The sequence below is a fragment of the Mesorhizobium sp. B2-1-3 genome (genome assembly GCF_006442495.1).
In the GTDB taxonomy this organism is placed as follows: domain Bacteria; phylum Pseudomonadota; class Alphaproteobacteria; order Rhizobiales; family Rhizobiaceae; genus Mesorhizobium.
Map to the genome: position 1 here is coordinate 67,682 of NZ_VFWL01000021.1, position 17,114 is coordinate 84,795.

The window sequence follows — 17,114 nt, forward strand, 5'->3', positions numbered from 1 at the left end:
ACGATGGCGGCTGCGAGGGACCTGAAGGCGAGCGAAATGGCCGGAGCCGGAGCTGCCGATGCCGTCGAGTTGGCCAGGCGCCATCTCGTCCAGCCTTGGCCGTATGCCGGTTCGGTCGGCGCGGAAGCGCGCGCGCTGATCGGCGAAGGCGACGGCATCTACATCACCGACGGCACCGGCAAGCGGTTGATCGACGGGCCGGCCGGCATGTGGTGCGTCAATGTCGGCCATCGGCGCGAGGAGCTCGCCAGGGTGATGTACGACCAGGCGATGGCACTGTCCTACAATACGCCCTGGTACACGATGAACGCGCCGTCGGCGGAACTTGCCGGTCGCATAGCAGGTCATGCGCCTGGCGATCTCAGCCACGTCTTCTACACCACAGGCGGCTCCTCGGCGGTGGAGACGGCGCTGCGCTTCATGCAGTTCTACAACAATGTGCGGGGCCGGCCGGAGAAGAAGCTGATCCTGTCGCGCGGCGGCGCCTATCACGGCTCGACCTATCTGTCGGCCTCGCTCAATGGCCGCCCGCGTGACCGCGACTGGATGGACGGCGCCGACGAGCTGGTGATCAAGCTGTCCTCGCCCGATCCGTTCCGTCGTCCGCAGGGCATGAGCATGGCTGATTTCACCGACTTCCTCGTCGACCAGTTCCGCGACACCGTCGCGCGAGTCGGTGCTGACCGGATCGGCGCTTTCGTCGGCGAGCCGGTGCAGGCCTCCGGCGGCGTTATCGTGCCGCCGGACGGCTACCTCAAGCGCATCCGCGAGATCTGCCGCGACAACGACATCCTCTATGTCTCCGACGAGGTGGTGACGGGCTTTGGACGGCTGGGCCATGTCTTCGCCTCCGGCGATGTGTTCGGCATCGATCCCGACATGATCACCTTCGCCAAGGGTGTGACGTCAGGCTATTTCCCGCTCGGCGGCGTCATCATATCGGAACGGCTGCTGGAGGAACTGCGCCGGTCGAACCATCCCGACGCGATGTTCGGCCATGGCCTGACCTACACCTCCCATCCGGTCGGCTGCGCAGTGGCGCTCAGGAATCTCGACCTTCTGGAGCAGGGCGTACTTGCCCACACGCAAGCGGTCGCGCCCTACTTCCAGGCGCAGATGAAGACGCTGGAAGAATTGCCGTTGGTCGGCGAGGTGCGCGGGCTGGGATTGATGGGCTGCGTCGAATGTGTCGCCGACCGCGAAAGCAAGGACCCGCTGCAGCTCGACAAGGATGTCGGCAAACGCATCGACGCGCATTGCCACGAGCTCGGCCTGCTGGTGCGGCCGCTGATCAACATGTGCGTGATGTCGCCGCCGCTGGTCATCACGCGCGAGCAGATCGACGACATGGTCGGCATTTTGCGCGAGGGCATTTCGCGCACGATGGATGATCTCAGGAAAGAAGGGGTGTGGCGGGGATGACGTTCTTTCTTCGCCCCGCATAGGACGGGGAGAGGAGCGCTCTCACCGATGGTTTCGCCAATTATCGGCGTCGCCTATCCACGCGACCGCAGCGCGTCGTTCAAGTTCCACATGTCGTTCTCCTCCGGCGCCGTTTCGAGCCCAAGCACGGGGATCTGCCTGCGCAGATGGTCGTGGTGGGTGCGCACTCCGTATTCTAGGTCGGAGAGGTAAAAACCCTCGAAGGCTTCCGACAGCATGGATTCGTTCGACCACACCGAAAGCTGGACATCCTCCGACATGGTGTCGCGGTCGATGCGGAAGGAGAGATAGCGGGCCGCAGCCTGCTCGCGGCTTTCGTCGCGATAGCGGTAAATGGCGCCGCGCAGCAGGGTCTCACCCGTCGACAGCGGGAACTCCTGATAGAACTGCACCGATTCCGGCATCACCGAGAGGACGGCATTGGGGAAGATGCCATAATAGACCCAGGCCTTCTTCAGATAGTCCGGCAGATGCGCCGGCTCCGGCGCGATCTTGACGTAGTTCCTTACGCTCCAGCGACGGCCGGCATGCGGGTTGTAGCTGGCGAAGGAGCGCGACACGCCGTTGACGAAGGGTTCGTCGAAATAGGTCGCGCCATAGAGGTCCTGCAGAGCCGGGTGCGCCATGGCGACGTGATAGCCCTCATTGTCGACGTCGCGCACCGACTTCCAGTTGACCGGAGTTTTCTGGGTCCAGATGCCCCAGGAAGGCACCATGTCGGCGGCCTTGTAGTGCGAGAATTCGGGCTCGATCGGCTTCATCAGCTCGGCGACGGAGGGCTGCGGGCCGCCAGCGCGGAAGCGAATGAAGATAAAGCCCATCCAGACCTCCAGATCGAGCGGCATCAGGCCGAACTCGGTCTTGTCGAGATCGGGAAAGGAACGCGGGCGGGCAGCGCCGCGCAACGTGCCATCGAGATTGTAGACCCAGCCGTGGAATGGGCACACAAGCGCGTTCTTGCAGTTGCCCTGGCTGTCGGCGACGACACGGCTGCCGCGATGGCGGCACATATTGTTGAAACCGCGCACGACGCCGTCCTTGCCGCGCACGATCAGAGCGCGTTCGCCGACGACGTCCATGGCCAGGTAGTCGCCTGCGTCAGGGATGTCGCTGACATGTCCGGCGATTTGCCAATGGTTGCGGAAAACGTGCTCCTTCTCGAGTTCGAGGAGGGCATCGGAATGGTAGCTCCAGCCAGGCAGTCCCCGCCGGTCCCAATCGTTGGGAATGGCCACGTCACGGAGATGCGGGTTCATAAAACGTCTCTTCTTTTTATTGAATATCCGTTCAATATAATCATATTTTTCATTGAAATGCAATGGCTTGTGGAGACAAGCATATTTTCGAAAGAAAATTGGCGCGCCGATTTCAATCCAATCCGATGCGACGGCTGGCCCCGAAAACCCCGGAGAATCCGGGCGTTAGCCCGGGTTTCAAAGCTTGGTTCCGGCAGGGTTTCGAAGCAAATCCTGCCACGGCGGAAGCCGAGGCAAAAGGCGTCGCCGCGCGTCTTGCCCGCTTGCCGATCCGCCGAGCCGAGATCGGCAAGCGGGCGCGTGATGCCCAGTTGGTGGGGTCTGCCGCGGGTGCCGTTTCAAGGCGGTTACAATATCAGATTCACGCCAGCTTTCCGCTGATACAGAGCGCGACTAAGTTCGTTTTATCAAAAAAAGAAAGTCAACGAAGGGGATGATGATGCATGCGAAAGTTCAGATTGCCAGCAATGACCGCCGGTCCCAGGCTCCGGAGCGCGTTGGCCGCCGCCCGAAGCTGGCGTTGCGCCAGCGCGCCAGCGACCACCCCATGGCGATGTTCATGGCGCTGGCTGCTTGCGCCTTCGCCGGCATGGCGTTCGCGCCGACGGTCGGCCCGGCCTTTGCTTCGCTCAATCCACCGGCCAACGTCGTCGGCGGCGCAATGACCACCACCAGAACCGCACGCCTGCCGATGCCGATGGTCGATTTTGCCTGCAAGGGTCAGGCCTGGGGCGCCGAGAGCGTCGACTGCCTGCGGGCCATAGCCGAGCAGTCCGGAGCCCACAAAGCCCGTGCGGTCCGGATGATCGCCAATGCCGCGCCGCTGACCAATACGCCGAATATTTTCTGAGTTCGACTGAAACATGGTTCCGAAGCGGCTCCGCTTTGGAACGTGCCGCGGCGCTCCCCGAGCGCGTCCAGCGCTCCCTTCGGCTCCCGCCGCATGTCGGCCGGGGGCTTTTTTTACCGGTTGGTGCGGTCTATCCCTTCGAAACCACCTGGTCGGCAATGGCGGACAGGACGCTGCGCACATCCAGCGTGCTGAACGGTTTCTCCAGGATCTGCGGACGCTGCAGTAGCGGCAGCGCCTCGATTTCGGCCTTGGCGCCGATCAGGTCGCCAGTGACCAGCACGAAACGCCGCGCCAGTTCCGGTCTTTCGGCAAGCAACTCTCGATAGATGGTCATGCCGCTTGTTCCAGGCATGCGCAGGTCCGAAAAGACGATGTCGGGCGGCATGTGGCCAGCCAATATGGCTGTGGCCGTGTCCCAGAGGGGCGCGATCCGTGACTTGATGCCCATCAGTTCGAGTATGTCGGAGAGCGAACCGGCGACGTCGGGCTCGTCATCGATGATCAAGGCGTGGCGCAGCCCGCTCGATCGCGGCTGGCTCTCGCCGGCGATGGCGACGCCGGCTACAATGGCCGGCAGCTGGACGACGAAACGGGCGCCACTTGGCAGCACTTCCTCGAACCAGACATTGCCATTGTGCCGCTCGATGATCGATTTCGAGATCGACAGGCCGATGCCGGTTCCGACGCCGACCGGCTTGGTGGTGAAATAGGATTCGAAGATGCGGGACCGGATCGCTTCCGGTACGCCAGGCCCATTGTCCTCGACCGAGAAACCAGGATCGCCGCGCTCGCTGCGGAAGGTCCGCACCTTGATCAGCCGGTCGCCGCCTATGCCTGCCAGCGCATGCTGGCTGTTGATGAGGAAATTGGCGGCCACCTGGGTGACGTGATCGGCGTCGGCCATGGCCAGCAACGGGCCAGGCGCGAAATCGGTGTCGATGATGATGCCGCTCGAGCGCGCGCCGTAGGCGGTCACCTCGAGCGCCGCGCGGATCACCTGGTTAAGGTCCGTCTCGGCCCGCTCGGTCGGATGCAGCCGGACCATCGACAGGAAGCTCTTGACGATACGGCCGCAGCGCTCGGCGGCGGCGCGAACTTTCTCGGCGCGAACCTTGGTCTGCGGATCGGAGGCGAATTCGTGCAGCAGCGTCGACTGGGCGACAACCACGGCCAGCGGGTTGTTGAGTTCATGCGAGACACCCGCAAGCAGCGAACCCATCGCCGCCATCTTCTCGTTCTGGTGCAGCTTCTCGCGCTGGCGGTTGATCTCCTCCTCGGCGCGCAGCTTGTCGCGCAGGTCGCGGATGGAGCCGAAGATCAGGCGGCGGTCGGCGACCCGCATCTCGGTCGCCGTCAGTTCGATGGGGAAAATCTCGCCGGCGGCGTTCTGGGTCACCGTCTCGAGCCGCTGTCCGACCATTGGCGCGCCGCGGCCGGACATGTATTCGGCCCCCGACGCATAGCCCTTACGGTAATAGATCGGCACGATGGTGTCGAGCAGGTCCTTGCCGAGGATATCGCTGCGCAGGAAGCCGAACATCTTCTCGGCGGCCGGATTGAATTCGACGATCGAGCCGGTCTCGTCGATGACGAGGATGGCATCGAGCGAGGCTTGCAGCATGGTGCGGCGGATGACCTCGCTGGCGTGGGCGTCGGAGGGCGAGCGTTCGATCGCGTCGCCGATGGCCAGCGCGATGATATGCAGCGTCGCTTCTTCCTCATCGGTCCATTCGCGCTCCTCGATACAGTCATTGACCGCCAGCGTCCCCCACAGGTGGCCATGCGCGAATACGGACACCGACAGGAACGACTTAATGCTCTGTTTCTCGAAGTCGGCTCTCAGGAAGCCCTCGAGGTCGCGCGTATGGCCGGCGAAAATCTTGCCCTGTCGTTCATCCTCCTGCAGCCGTTCCAGCAGCGGATCGGCGTTGATGATCGACTGCACGATCACCGTCGGCGAGGCCAGCTCGCCACCGACCACGGGATCGATCCAGTAGGCGGCCACCGACTGGGCAAATCCCTGGCCGGGCAGTTCGCGCAGGCGGAACAGGATGCCGCGCTGGCAGTCCATTGCGCGGCAAAGCGTTTCCAGTATGGCTTCCATCTCGCGCTGCCAGTCGCCGGCCTCGCGCAGCCGCCGCACCACGCGCACGGCCGCCATCGCCGCGCCTTGCCGGCCGTCTTGCATGTCCGTGCCTGCTGCTTCAGCGGTCATTTTCAGCCATTGTTGCGGTGCCAAGCGGATTTCATGCGCCGCGTCTCAAATCCTTGTTTTTATGCCTTGTCCCAAAACCAAGAGCGTTTTTGGGCGACAAGTATTGCGACGGATCCGTCCACAGACCAGCACAGGCGCGGGAGCAATCCCCCGCGCCCACTTAGTGGCCGTCGCCGGCCGGCAGCGAGAAGATATAGCCTTCGCCGCGCACCGTGCGCAGGAATTTCGGGCTGGCCGGATCCGTTTCTATCTTCTTGCGCAGGCGCATGATGCGAATGTCGACCGCGCGCGAGGATTCCGGATCTTCGGTGAGGCCGATCGCTTCGGAAATGGCAGCACGTGTCAGCAGCCGGTTGGCGCGGGTCAGGAAAACCTCCAGCACGTCGAACTCGCTCTTGGCCATGTCGATCACCGCGCCGTTGGCGCCGGTGACCAGCCTGCCGTCGAGATCAGCCTGGAAGGAGCCGAAAGCGACGGAGCGGCGGGGATCGCTCGCCTTTTGGCCGTGCATCGGCGCGTGCTGCGGAACCCGGCGCAGCACGCTGCGGACCCTGGCCAGCACCTCGCGCAGCTCGTAGGGTTTGACGATGTAGTCGTCGGCGCCGAGCTCAAGTCCGACGATGCGATCAAGCGCGGTGCCGGCGGCGGTGGCATAGATGATGCCGATCGGCAGTCTCGAGCGCAACCAGCGGCCGAGCGATAGCCCATCCTCACCCGGCATGGCGATGTCGAGGATGGCGAGGTGGAATGATTGCGTTTCGACCAGGCTGCGCGCGGCGGCCGCGGTTTCGGCGGTCGCCACGTCATAGCCGGCGGCGCCGAGATATTCGGCGACCGCCTCTCTTAGATCGGGCTCATCCTCGACAATTAAAATTCTTGCCCGCACGATGCGCTCGCTCCCACTTTCGGTGGAAAGTAGATTGGGTATAAACATGATGTCCAGCACTCATATCGGGTTGCCAGGAAATGGTTGGAAAACATGGCTGCACGCGCCGTTATCGGGCTTATCTGCGTCGCCGAAGTGGTGGCGACCGAACTCGCCGATCACCTTGAGCGGCGAGGCCACGACGTGCGTCAGGCGCGCCAGCCCTGGGAAGCGGAATCTATGCTGGCGGGAAAGGGCGTCGACGTCGTCGTCGTCGGTGACAGCCTCAGCCAGGCGGAGGGACGTGATCTGCTCAGGCGTTATGGCAGCCAAGGCGGGGGCGGTGAAGGCGGACCGGATTTCATCCTGATCTGCCGGCCGTGCGACCTCGTCGACAAGGTGCTGGCGCTCGAGCTCGGCGCGGCCGACGTCATCGAAAGTCCGCTCAATGTCAGGGAACTCGCCGCCCGCGTCGGCGGCCTGCTGACGCGGCGGGGCAGGGCCGCCCAGGAACTGATCGTGTTGGAGAACGCGACCGTCGATTTGAGGTCGGCCATCGTCATGCACCGCTCGGGCACGGAGGAGCAGCTTTCGCCCGGCCAGGTGGCGCTGCTTCGGCTGTTCCTGGCCAGTCCCCGCAAGGTGCTGACGCGCGACGACATAATCGCGGCGGCGCCGGCCGAGAATGTCGACGCTTTCGACCGCTCGATCGATTCGCGCATCGTGCGGCTGCGCCGCAAGCTCGATACGGAAGCCATCATCACCATACGCGGCGCCGGCTACCGTTTCGATCCGCCGGCGCAATTCGCCGATTGACGGCCGGGCGCTCACGCAATTCCTCTGGTTGAGCATCGGATTTCCAAACCGGTTTCACCTCGGGCCCGATTGCCCTGCGCTCAGCGCACCACCAGTAGCGATGGCCCCGGCGGCATGTCGCTGCCTGCCGCGAACTCGCCTGCATGCGCGCGCTCTTTCAAGAGCACGGTGGCGAGCCCGGCAAAGCCGAGCAGGCCCTGTGCGTAGAGCAGTGCCGAAAGCACCGAAGCTGCAAGTTTCGTTTTCATTGCGTCAATCCCCAGTAAATCATGTTGCGGCAGCTTGTTTTCCGAAGACCAACGCCCGTCTTGGGTGGGCGCGTGACGCCTCGGCATACTTCAGGAACTCCCGAAGTGCCCGCGCCGTCTACGGAGCCCCCCGTCACGGCGCGGGCCTTCGGTCCTCTCAGCAGCAAGTTGCCGGAGGGGCCGCGCAATGCCAGCAGCCGAAGGCCAACCCGCCAGTGGGCCTTGAGCCGGACGATGCGCAGGCTGGAACAATCCAGACCGTGGCACAAAACAGGACGGTATAGAGGGTTGAGATCTCACTCGAACTCATCGCCGCGAGGCTGGCCATGGAACCGTCGGCAACCGTGCCGGCGACGCTAATGGCTGCTGCTGCGATGCTGATCCCGAGAAACCAGGACCGCATGTTCGTTTTCGTTCCCGTGGTCGTTGCCGTCTGCTTTCGTTACGTCAACTTTGCCGACGGCCTGTATCCGCTTCATGCCGCCGAAAATGCGCTTTGTTGCAGATTCTGTTTCGAAATAGGGCTCCAACCTTTCAATTTTGGCTAATCCGAACTTTCGTTTCGGGCTGGATACCTATGTGCCTACTCCTGTCCAGGGTGACAGCGTCGATGTTCGCCATATGGGAACTTTGGCCCATTAACCAGAGGAAACATATTCGAAACACAAACGAGCATTTCACGAAATCTTTCCGAAACATGATGCAGGGATAAGCCGCTCATCGAATTTGGGGCCGGCCAGCCCGGCAGAGAGAGGGACATCATGCATACTGCTATTTCCGCCAAGCTCATCAACATCACCGCCGCCGCTGCCCTGACGGCTGCGGCGCTTCTGTTCGGCGCCGGCACGGGTACCGCGCATGCCGCCAACAAGATCGTGGCGCGCGTCTCGCTTTCGCAACAGGTCATGGAAGTCTCGGTCGACGGCCGCCCGGCCTTCGCCTGGAAGGTTTCCACCGGCGACAGGGCGCATGTGACGCCGACCGGCTCGTTTAAGCCGACGCGCATGCATGAAATGTGGTATTCGAAGAAGTACGACAACGCGCCGATGCCGCATTCGGTGTTCTTCAGCGGCGGCTATGCGGTGCACGCCACCTATGCCATCAAGCGGCTTGGCCGGCCGGCCTCGCATGGTTGCGTGCGGCTGCATCCCGACAATGCCGCCGATTTCTACCAGCTCGTCGAAACCTTCGGGCCGGCCAACACCAGCATCGTCATCGTCAAGTAGCTGGCTGGCAACGGATCGGCACAGCAGCCATATCCGTTCAGGGCTCCCGCCGGAACATTTTCCCGCGGTAAATCGAGCACAGCCAAAGAAAGAGGCCGGGACGTTTCGGCCTCTTTTCTTTGTTAGTTTTTGTTAGTTCGGCAATGCCGTTTCCATCAGCTCGGCAATGCCGGCATCAATTTGGGATCCGGCTTCTCGGCCAGCTGGGGCAAGTCCTTGCTGGCAATGAAGGTATAGAACATGGGCACGACGAAGAGCGTGAACATGGTGCCTACCAGGATGCCGGTGAAAATGACCAGGCCCATCGAATAGCGGGCCGCGGCGCCGGCGCCGCTGGACGTGATCAGCGGCACCACGCCAAGCGCCATCGCCGCCGTCGTCATCAGGATAGGCCGCAGCCGCACCTTGGCCGAAGCGATGATGGCGTCGCGTCGCCGCATACCGTGGATCTCGCGCTGCTGGTTGGCGAACTCGACCAGCAGGATGCCGTGCTTGGTGATCAGGCCGATCAGCGTGATCAGTCCGACCTGCGTGTAGATGTTGAGTGTGCCGAGGCCCAGATTGAGCGGCACGATGGCGCCGAAGATCGACAGCGGCACCGCCATCATGATGATCAGCGGATCACGGAAGCTTTCGAACTGCGCCGCCAGCACCAGATAGATGACGATGACGGCCGCCCCGAAGGCGATCAGGATCGTGTTGCCCTGTTCCTTCTCCTGCCTGGACTGGCCCGAATAGTCGATGAAGAAGGTGTCGGGCAGGCTCTCCCTGGCTATGTCCTCGAGGACTTTCAATCCATCGCCCGTGGTGACGCCGGGCAGCGGCAGCGCCGAGATCGTCGACGAATTCAGCTGGTTGAACTGCTCGATCGCGGCCGGCGACGCATTGGTCGAGATCTTCACCACCGCCGACAGCGGCACCATCTCGCCCGTTACGCTGCGCACGAAGTACTCGCCGAGTTTTTCGGGATTGTCGCGGAATTCTTTCGGCACCTGCGGGATGATGTCGTAGCTGTTGGAGTCGCGGTCGAACTGCGCCACTTCGGCGCCGCCGACCAGCAGCGTCAGCGTCCGGCCGATATCGGCGATCGGCAGGTTCAGCGCCGCGGCGCGGTCGCGATCGATGGTCACCGTCACCTGCGGCGCGTCATAGGCCATCGAATTCTGCACGACGATGAAGCGGCCGGAGGCCTGTGCCTTGTTCTTGATCTTCTCGGCCACGTCGTACACTTCCGAGGAGTCGCCGGTCGATCGCACCACCAGGGCGATGGGCAGGCCGCCGCCGGAGCCCGGCAGCGTCGGTGGCGCAAAGACGAAGGCCTGGACGCCCGCCACCTTGGCGAGACGGGCTGTGATGTCGGCCTGCAGCTCCTTCGAGTTGCGCTTGCGCTCCGCCCAGTCCTTGAAGGCGAAACCGACGAACGCACTGTTCGTCGTGCCGCCGAACGCGACGGCCGAGAACTGCGCCCGCGTTTCGGGAATATCCTTCACCAGACCGAGCATCTGGTTGACGTAAGTCTCGGTGTAATCGGATGTCGCATAACGCGGCGCCGTTACAAGCGAGAGCAGGAAGCCCTGGTCTTCTTCCGGCGCCAGTTCGGTTGAGGTCTTGGTGAACATGAAGCCGGTCACCCCGACAAGCGCCAGCACGATGATCAGCGTCAGCGGGCGATAGTTGAGCGACCCGGTGACGGCCCGCTCATAGACGTGCTCGACCCGCGCGAAAGTGCCGTCGACAATGCGCTGGAAACGGCCTGGCGTGCCGGACTTCAGCAGGCGCGCCGACATCATTGGCGTGATGGTGATGGCGATCACGCCCGACAGCACCACCGAGCCGGCGAGCGTGACGGCGAATTCGCGGAACAGCGCGCCGGTCAGGCCGCCGGTGAAGGCCAATGGCGCGAACACCGCGGCCAGCGTCATGGTCATGGCGACGATGGCAGTGGCGATCTCGCGCATGCCGTTGAAGGCCGCCTGCATCGGCGACATGTGGTCTTCTTCCATGTGGCGGTGGATATTCTCCACCACCACGATGGCGTCGTCGACGACGAGGCCGATCGCCAGAACCATGGCGAGCAGCGACAGAAGATTGATCGAATAGCCCACCGCGAACAACAGGAAGCAGACGCCGATCAGTGATAGCGGGATGGTGACGATGGGCATCATCACCGAACGGAAAGAGCCAAGGAACAAAAGGATGACGACGACGACGATGGCAACGGCCTCGCCGATGGTCTTGAACACTTCGTCGATCGAGGCGCTGATCTGCCCGGTCGCGTCGTAGACGATCTCGATCGTCATGCCCTTCGGCAACGTCTCCTGGATTTGAGGCACCAGCTTGGTGAGCGCCGCCGCCGTGGTCAGGGGATTGGCAGCCGGGGTCGGGAAGATGGCGAGGAAGGTGCCTGGCTTGCCGTTGAAGGAAACCCTGGTGTCGGTGTTCTCGGCGCCCAGTTCGACGCGGGCGACATCGCGCAGCCGCACCACATTGCCGTCGGTCGAGCGCAGCGGCAGCTCGGCGAAGGCTTCCGGGGTCTGCAGCGTCGAGCGCACGGTGATCGAGGAGACGACATATTCGTTTTCGGTGTTGCCGGGTGCCGACAGGAAGTTGGAGTTGTTGATCGCCGTCAGCACTTCCGATGCCGTCACGCCGCGCGCGGCGAGCCTGACCGGATCGATCCAGACGCGCATCGAGTATTCCTGGGCACCGAAGATCTGCACGTCGGCGACGCCTTCGACCGTCGACATGCGGGGCCTGATGACGCGTTCGATATACTCGGTCAGCTGCTCCTTGGTCATGTTCGGGTTCTGCATCGAGATGTACATCATCGCGAATTGCTGGCCCGTGCCCTTGACGATGACGGGATCCTTGGAGGCGTCCGGCAAGGTGCCGCGCACGCCCTGGACCTTGGACAGCACTTCGGTCAGCGCGACGTCCGGGTTGGAGCCGAGTTTCATCTGCACCGTCACGGTGCTGGAGGACGGTCGGCTCGACGACGTGACGTAATCGATGTTCTCGGTCGAGGCGACGGCGCGCGCGATCGGAGCGGAAATGAAGCCCTGGATCAGGTCGGCGCTGGCGCCCGGATAGGCCGTCGTGATGGTGATCGCGGTTTCGTCAACCTTCGGATACTGGCGGATCGACAGGCTGAATATGCCCTGGAAACCCAGGAGCAGGATCATGCATGCAAGGACCGTGGAGAGGACGGGCCGGCGAATGAAGAGATCGGAAACGCTCATTGCTGGTCGGCCTGCTTGTTCGCCGATTTGGTTGGGTCGATGGTGTTGTCGACGTTGACGGACATGCCGTTGAAGAGGCGATTCTGACCTGCCGTGACAACCTCATCGCCCGCCTTGAGGCCCTCGACGATCTCGACCATGCCCTCGTTGCGGCGGCCGGGCTTGACGAATACCTGCGACAGGACCAGGGCAGGCTGCTCGCCCCCCGTGGCCGGCTTGGCCTGATCGGCGGCGGCCTTGTCCGCTGGTTTTGCCGCATCGGCGGCAGGCTTCGCGGCTTCGGCCGGTTTGGCATCGGCCGCGGGCTTGGCGTCCGCCGGCTTGTCGGTCGCCGCCGCGGCGGGGTTTGTCTCCGGCTTGGTCGGCTGCGCCTCGGCGGGCTTTGCCGGGTGCACCACGAATATGTAGTCGCCATAGAGGCTGGTGGTCAGCGCCGTCTGCGGCAGCGCCAGCACATTCTGCTCCTCGGGCAGTTCGACACGCACTTGCACGAACTGGCCGGGGGTCAGCTTGCCTTCGGGATTGGCGACTTCCGCCCGGATGTTCACCAGCCGGCTGGACGGGTCGATCTTGGGATCGATACCGCGAATGGTCCCGGCAAAAGGCATGTCGCCGCCGCTGAGGCCGAGCCGAACCGTCTGCCCGATCTTGAGCAGCGGCAGTTGCTGTTCGGGAACCGTGAAGTCGACCCGCATCGTGTCGAGATCCTGCAGCGTCACCACGGCGGTGCCGGGCGCCAGATATTGGCCTAGATCGATCTTCGGGATGCCGACGGTTCCAGCAAAGGGCGCCGTCAGCTGCTTCTGGTCGAGCACTGCCTGAAGCCTGTTGACCTGGGATGCCGAGGCGGACGCGGCCGCACGTGCGGTGTCCAAGGTCGAGTCCGAGCCGACACCGCGCTTGGTCAGTTCGAGTGCACGGGTCAGCGATGTCTGATCGAGCGCCGCCTGCGCCTTCTGTGCCGCGAGATCGGCACGCTCTACGGCGTCGTCGAGCTGCAGCAGCACCGCATTGGCCGCCACTTTCTCGTTGGCATGGAAGGGGATCTCCTTGACGATGCCGGCGGTCTCAACCGTCAGGTCGACACCGCGCACGGCGCGGACCGTGCCGATCGCCTCGATGCCCGGCGTCCAGTTCGACGGCTTGACGATAGTTGTCGACACGGTTGCCGCTGGCGGCTTCATCGTGGCGAAATACTGCTTGATGCCGTTGTCACGCAGGAAATTGAACCCGACGATGCCGCCGACCACGATGACGAGCACGGCCAACACAACAATGATGATAACGAAACGGAGTATGCGCTTGAACAAGGAAGTCCCCTCAGTCGAAATCCGGCGCGAAGCGCGGATATCGGGACACATATCGACTGCGGGCCCCGATTTCAAATGACCGCGGTCTTACTGTACCGTCTGGACGGTCTTGTCAATTGGGCCTAAGCTTGCGATGGGAGGCGCCATGAAAGCCCAACGAACGAACTCGCGCGAGAGGATTCTCGCTGCGGCGGCGGACGTCGCACGGGAATCCGGCCCCGGTAGCCTGTCCCTGGATGCCATCGCCAGCCGCGCCGGCGTATCGAAGGGCGGACTGCTCTACAATTTCCCGACCAAGGCCAAATTGATGCAGGGCCTGGTCGAAGGCTATCTGCGCGAGTTCGAGCAGGCGCTGGAGACCGCCAGCAGCAACGACAATGGCGCAAATCCGCTCGCCGTCTACATCAGGCTTTCGGCCAAGGATTGCGAGGACAAGCAGCCATCGGCGTCGTGGATATTTTCGGCGATCGCCGAGGATCCGGACTTCATGTCGCCCATAAAGACGTTCAAGCGACAACTCTTCCAACGACTGAAGAGCGAGACGCCGGATCTCAAATCGCTGCTGGTCTGCTATCTCGCCATCGAGGGCCTGCGCAGCATGAATCTGTTCGACGCGGATGTGCTTTCCCCAGACGAGCGGCAATTGCTGGTGTCGTCTCTGCTGGAAATCGCCGGGTCGCCCGATGTTGGCCCTGCCCGGGCCAAGCGACCCTGACGGACCATCAGGGCGGTTCGGTTTCCAGGCAATTCCGGAGGAAAACCGCGCTCGCGCCGGTGATCGGCGCGTCGTCGAGGTACATCGAGTGGACATAGTTGCCATGCTGGCCTTGTAGCGCACCGGAATGACGTGACCGGTCTCGGTGTAGTCGCCGAAGCCGGTCGAGTCGGGCATGCGCGGATATATGGCTGTGGCATCGTCATGTTGCGGCGCACAAGACCGCGCCCTATCTTTCGTGTTCCCTCCCACCATATCGAGATCACCCATGGGTTCCCTGTCTTCGAAGAATGCGCTCGTCACCGGCTCGACCAGCGGCATCGGCCTGGCCATCGCCCGCGCCTTCGCCGCCGAAGGCGCCAATCTCACCATCAACGGCCTGGGCGAGGCCACGGCGATCGAGCAGGAGCGCGCCGGCATCGAGAAGGATTTCGGCGTCAAATGCCGCTACTCCGATTCCAACATGATGGACGGCGCGGCGGTCAGCGCCATGGTGCATGAGGCGGAAGAGGCGTTCGGCAGCCTCGACATCCTGGTCAACAACGCCGGCATCCAGCATGTCGCGCCGATCGAGGAATTCCCGGACGACAAATGGGAAGCGATCATCCGCATCAACCTCGTGTCGGCCTTCTACGCGATAAAAGCGGCGCTGCCTGGCATGAAGAGCCGCAAATGGGGCCGCATCATCAACACGGCTTCCGCTCATGCGCTCGTCGCCTCGCCGTTCAAATCCGCCTATGTCTCGGCCAAGCACGGCATATCAGGCCTGACCAAGACGGTGGCGCTGGAAGTCGCGCAGGACGGCATCACCGTCAACGCGATCGCGCCCGGCTATGTCTGGACGCCGCTGGTCGAGAAGCAGATCCCCGACACGATGAAGGCGCGCGGCATGACCGAGGAACAGGTCAAGCGCGATGTGCTTCTGGCCGCACAGCCGACAAAGGAATTCGTCGCCGTCCAGGACCTTGCCGCCCTGGCGCTGTTCCTGTGCTCGGATTCAGCCAGGCAGATCACCGGCACGACCTTGCCGATGGACGGCGGCTGGACGGCACAATAGAGCCCAGGCGAGGGGTTCTGTTCCCGGCTGATGCCGCAGGCGCCGGCAAGCGGTTGCAAGAGGCACAGGACCGGTCGGTCCTCCTGTTTATGCACCACCCGCCGTTCGGCATCCACATGCCGGTGCTCGACGAGGTCACGCTAACCGACGCCAATGCCCTTCAAGAGCTATTCCAACGCCATGGCAGTGTCCGTCACATCTTCGCCGGACGTGTCCACCGGCTGATCGCCGGCAAATGGCGCGGCATTCCGGTCAGCACCATCATCCATTTCCACGATTTTCCGGTTGGCTAGCACTTAAGCAGGGGGCGCCCCTTCTCTCGCCATCAAGCGCGCTCACGGTTGAAGTTTTTCCGGGCCCGAATGCGTCGAACCGTCGCGAGCCGTTTGGTTGTCGGATTTGCCGGCTTTCCCATCTTGCTCGTGATGCTGGGAAGTGCTGCAAAAGCGCATCAAATCTGGACATTAGTCTTGACAGAAATACAGATGTTCAATACCCGTCAGGTGATTGAATAGCAGCATTACGGGAGGAATGAGCGGTATGGCTTCCAATGTTTCGTTGACGGGCCTTGCCCGTGATCTCGAGGTGCGGGCCAAGTCGGGCAAGCCAATCCGCATCGGCTTGATCGGTTCGGGCGAGATGGGAACCGACATCGTCACCCGCGTCGCCCATATGTCCGGTATTGAGATCGGCGCCATTTCCGAGCTGAACCTGCCCGCCGCCAGTAAGGCCGTGGATATCGCCTTCCAGGAAACCGGGCATGCGCGCGAAGTGTCGAACGCCTCGGCGATGACGGCCGCCATGGAGGCCGGCAAGGTGGCGGTCACCAACGACGCCAGCCTGGTCATCAACAATGACCTGATCGATGTCGTCATCGACGCCACCGGCGTTCCCGCCGTCGGCGCCGAGATCGGCTTGCGCGCCATGGAGCACGGCAAGCACCTGGTGATGATGAATGTCGAGGCCGACGTCACCATCGGCGCCTATCTCAAGAGCGAGGCCGACCGGCTCGGCGTCACTTATTCGCTGGGCGCCGGCGACGAGCCGTCTTCCTGCATGGAGCTTATCGAATTCGTCTCGGCCATGGGCCATCCGATCGTCGCCGCCGGCAAGGGCAAGAACAATCCGCTCAACATCGACGCCACGCCGCCCGACTATGAAGAGGAAGCCAAGCGCCGGCACATGAATGTGCGTATGCTGGTCGAGTTCGTCGACGGCTCCAAGACCATGGTCGAGATGGCGGCGATCGCCAACGCCACCGGGCTGGTGCCCGACAAGGCCGGCATGCATGGTCCGGCGGCGACGCTCGGCGAATTGTCCAAGGTGCTGGTGCCGCAGAAGGACGGCGGCGTGCTGTCGAAGGTCGGCGTCGTCGACTATTCGATCGGCAAGGGTGTCGCGCCCGGCGTGTTCGTCGTCGCCGACATGTCGCATCCGCGCATTTCGGAGCGCATGGAAGATTTGAAGATGGGCAAGGGCCCGTACTTCACCTTCCATCGGCCCTACCATTTGACCTCGCTCGAAGTGCCCCTGACCTGCGCCCGCGTCGTGCTCTACGGCAAGGCCGACATGGTGCCGCTGGCAAAGCCGGTGGCCGAAGTCGCAGCCGTGGCCAAGAAGGACATGAAGCCGGGCGAGAAGCTCGATGCGATCGGCGAATATTGCTACCGCGCCTGGATCATGACGGCGCCGGAAGCACATGCCGCCAGGGCCATTCCCTGCGGTCTGCTGCAAGGCGGTTCGGTGACGGCGCCGATCAAGAAGGGCGAGCTCATCACCTACGCCAATGCCGCCCCGGCTCCCGGCTCCAAGATCGCCGAACTGCGCGCGCGCCAGGACAAGCTCGTCTACGGAACCGTGGAGGTGTGATC

The 17,114-nt window shown here is 63.1% G+C and carries 16 protein-coding genes and 1 pseudogene; 10 read left to right on the forward strand and 7 right to left on the reverse strand.

Going from position 1 to position 17,114, the window contains the following annotated elements; all coding sequences use genetic code 11:
• Positions 1-3 precede the first annotated feature (3 nt).
• Positions 4-1,422, forward strand: coding sequence for an aminotransferase (locus FJ973_RS26825; protein WP_140558454.1), 1,419 nt, complete (start codon positions 4-6; stop codon positions 1,420-1,422).
• 74 nt (positions 1,423-1,496) lie between these two features.
• Here the strand turns inward: FJ973_RS26825 and FJ973_RS26830 are convergent, their stop codons facing one another.
• Positions 1,497-2,699, reverse strand: coding sequence for an aromatic ring-hydroxylating dioxygenase subunit alpha (locus tag FJ973_RS26830; RefSeq protein ID WP_140558455.1), 1,203 nt, complete (start codon positions 2,697-2,699; stop codon positions 1,497-1,499).
• A gap of 62 nt (positions 2,700-2,761) precedes the next feature.
• On the opposite strand from FJ973_RS26830, the gene FJ973_RS26835 reads away from it, so the two are divergent.
• Both FJ973_RS26835 and FJ973_RS26840 read left to right on the forward strand, forming a co-directional pair.
• Positions 2,762-3,136 carry a hypothetical protein gene (locus tag FJ973_RS26835; protein ID WP_140558457.1) on the forward strand — a complete coding sequence of 125 codons (375 nt, stop codon included), beginning with the start codon at positions 2,762-2,764 and terminating at the stop codon, positions 3,134-3,136.
• A 2-nt stretch (positions 3,137-3,138) separates the two neighbouring features.
• On the forward strand, positions 3,139-3,549 hold the full coding sequence (locus FJ973_RS26840; protein WP_140558459.1) for a hypothetical protein: 411 nt from the start codon (positions 3,139-3,141) through the stop codon (positions 3,547-3,549).
• Between the two features lie 130 nt (positions 3,550-3,679).
• On the opposite strand, the gene FJ973_RS26845 is transcribed toward FJ973_RS26840, so the two are convergent.
• Both FJ973_RS26845 and FJ973_RS26850 read right to left on the reverse strand, forming a co-directional pair.
• Complete coding sequence (locus FJ973_RS26845; protein WP_181170962.1) at positions 3,680-5,767, reverse strand: sensor histidine kinase; 2,088 nt, start codon at positions 5,765-5,767, stop codon at positions 3,680-3,682.
• Between the two features lie 160 nt (positions 5,768-5,927).
• Positions 5,928-6,701 (reverse strand): response regulator transcription factor, encoded by a 774-nt coding sequence (locus tag FJ973_RS26850; protein ID WP_181167426.1) that lies wholly within the window; start codon positions 6,699-6,701, stop codon positions 5,928-5,930.
• A gap of 45 nt (positions 6,702-6,746) precedes the next feature.
• On the opposite strand from FJ973_RS26850, the gene FJ973_RS26855 reads away from it, so the two are divergent.
• The gene (locus FJ973_RS26855) at positions 6,747-7,448 is read left to right on the forward strand and encodes a response regulator transcription factor (protein WP_140558460.1); all 702 of its coding nucleotides are present in this window, start codon (positions 6,747-6,749) and stop codon (positions 7,446-7,448) included.
• An 80-nt stretch (positions 7,449-7,528) separates the two neighbouring features.
• Here the strand turns inward: FJ973_RS26855 and FJ973_RS26860 are convergent, their stop codons facing one another.
• Entirely contained in the window at positions 7,529-7,696 is a 168-nt protein-coding gene (locus FJ973_RS26860) for a hypothetical protein (protein ID WP_140558462.1), read from the reverse strand.
• Positions 7,697-8,022: 326 nt separating this feature from the next.
• Here FJ973_RS26860 and FJ973_RS31050 point away from each other — a divergent pair, with 326 nt between their 5' ends.
• On the forward strand, positions 8,023-8,244 hold the full coding sequence (locus FJ973_RS31050; protein WP_181167427.1) for a hypothetical protein: 222 nt from the start codon (positions 8,023-8,025) through the stop codon (positions 8,242-8,244).
• A gap of 213 nt (positions 8,245-8,457) precedes the next feature.
• Positions 8,458-8,922: a L,D-transpeptidase gene (locus FJ973_RS26870; RefSeq protein WP_140525489.1), complete on the forward strand. Its 465-nt coding sequence runs from the start codon at positions 8,458-8,460 to the stop codon at positions 8,920-8,922.
• Positions 8,923-9,077: 155 nt separating this feature from the next.
• On the opposite strand, the gene FJ973_RS26875 is transcribed toward FJ973_RS26870, so the two are convergent.
• On the reverse strand, positions 9,078-12,161 hold the full coding sequence (locus FJ973_RS26875; protein WP_140525490.1) for an efflux RND transporter permease subunit: 3,084 nt from the start codon (positions 12,159-12,161) through the stop codon (positions 9,078-9,080).
• Positions 12,158-13,471 carry an efflux RND transporter periplasmic adaptor subunit gene (locus tag FJ973_RS26880; RefSeq protein ID WP_140500621.1) on the reverse strand — a complete coding sequence of 438 codons (1,314 nt, stop codon included), beginning with the start codon at positions 13,469-13,471 and terminating at the stop codon, positions 12,158-12,160. Before FJ973_RS26880 ends, FJ973_RS26875 begins: the two co-directional genes overlap by 4 nt.
• 145 nt (positions 13,472-13,616) lie before the next feature.
• Between FJ973_RS26880 and FJ973_RS26885 the strand changes: the two genes are divergently transcribed.
• On the forward strand, positions 13,617-14,186 hold the full coding sequence (locus FJ973_RS26885) for a TetR/AcrR family transcriptional regulator (protein ID WP_140558464.1): 570 nt from the start codon (positions 13,617-13,619) through the stop codon (positions 14,184-14,186).
• Between the two features lie 55 nt (positions 14,187-14,241).
• On the opposite strand, the pseudogene FJ973_RS31495 reads toward FJ973_RS26885, so the two are convergent.
• Positions 14,242-14,366 (reverse strand): annotated as a pseudogene (locus FJ973_RS31495) (acetoacetate decarboxylase family protein); the annotation flags it as partial.
• A gap of 88 nt (positions 14,367-14,454) precedes the next feature.
• Here FJ973_RS31495 and FJ973_RS26895 point away from each other — a divergent pair.
• The 3 genes from FJ973_RS26895 to FJ973_RS26905 all read left to right on the forward strand — a co-directional run bounded on the left by FJ973_RS26895 (position 14,455) and on the right by FJ973_RS26905 (position 17,112).
• Positions 14,455-15,243 carry a 3-hydroxybutyrate dehydrogenase gene (locus FJ973_RS26895; protein ID WP_140517914.1) on the forward strand — a complete coding sequence of 263 codons (789 nt, stop codon included), beginning with the start codon at positions 14,455-14,457 and terminating at the stop codon, positions 15,241-15,243.
• A gap of 116 nt (positions 15,244-15,359) precedes the next feature.
• Entirely contained in the window at positions 15,360-15,536 is a 177-nt protein-coding gene (locus FJ973_RS26900) for a hypothetical protein (protein ID WP_246674866.1), read from the forward strand.
• A gap of 247 nt (positions 15,537-15,783) precedes the next feature.
• Positions 15,784-17,112 (forward strand): NAD(P)H-dependent oxidoreductase, encoded by a 1,329-nt coding sequence (locus tag FJ973_RS26905; protein WP_140525493.1) that lies wholly within the window; start codon positions 15,784-15,786, stop codon positions 17,110-17,112.
• Positions 17,113-17,114: the final 2 nt, after the last annotated feature.

Bases quoted from the DNA above. Each gene is read 5' to 3' on its own strand.
- FJ973_RS26825 (WP_140558454.1), top strand. From the start codon at position 4: ATGGCGGCTGCGAGGGACCTGAAGGCGAGCGAAATGGCCGGAGCCGGA.
- FJ973_RS26830 (WP_140558455.1), bottom strand. From the start codon at position 2,699: ATGAACCCGCATCTCCGTGACGTGGCCATTCCCAACGATTGGGACCGG.
- FJ973_RS26835 (WP_140558457.1), top strand. From the start codon at position 2,762: ATGGCTTGTGGAGACAAGCATATTTTCGAAAGAAAATTGGCGCGCCGA.
- FJ973_RS26840 (WP_140558459.1), top strand. From the start codon at position 3,139: ATGCATGCGAAAGTTCAGATTGCCAGCAATGACCGCCGGTCCCAGGCT.
- FJ973_RS26845 (WP_181170962.1), bottom strand. From the start codon at position 5,767: ATGACCGCTGAAGCAGCAGGCACGGACATGCAAGACGGCCGGCAAGGC.
- FJ973_RS26850 (WP_181167426.1), bottom strand. From the start codon at position 6,701: ATGTTTATACCCAATCTACTTTCCACCGAAAGTGGGAGCGAGCGCATC.
- FJ973_RS26855 (WP_140558460.1), top strand. From the start codon at position 6,747: ATGGCTGCACGCGCCGTTATCGGGCTTATCTGCGTCGCCGAAGTGGTG.
- FJ973_RS26860 (WP_140558462.1), bottom strand. From the start codon at position 7,696: ATGAAAACGAAACTTGCAGCTTCGGTGCTTTCGGCACTGCTCTACGCA.
- FJ973_RS31050 (WP_181167427.1), top strand. From the start codon at position 8,023: ATGGAACCGTCGGCAACCGTGCCGGCGACGCTAATGGCTGCTGCTGCG.
- FJ973_RS26870 (WP_140525489.1), top strand. From the start codon at position 8,458: ATGCATACTGCTATTTCCGCCAAGCTCATCAACATCACCGCCGCCGCT.
- FJ973_RS26875 (WP_140525490.1), bottom strand. From the start codon at position 12,161: ATGAGCGTTTCCGATCTCTTCATTCGCCGGCCCGTCCTCTCCACGGTC.
- FJ973_RS26885 (WP_140558464.1), top strand. From the start codon at position 13,617: ATGAAAGCCCAACGAACGAACTCGCGCGAGAGGATTCTCGCTGCGGCG.
- FJ973_RS26895 (WP_140517914.1), top strand. From the start codon at position 14,455: ATGGGTTCCCTGTCTTCGAAGAATGCGCTCGTCACCGGCTCGACCAGC.
- FJ973_RS26900 (WP_246674866.1), top strand. From the start codon at position 15,360: ATGCCGGTGCTCGACGAGGTCACGCTAACCGACGCCAATGCCCTTCAA.
- FJ973_RS26905 (WP_140525493.1), top strand. From the start codon at position 15,784: ATGGCTTCCAATGTTTCGTTGACGGGCCTTGCCCGTGATCTCGAGGTG.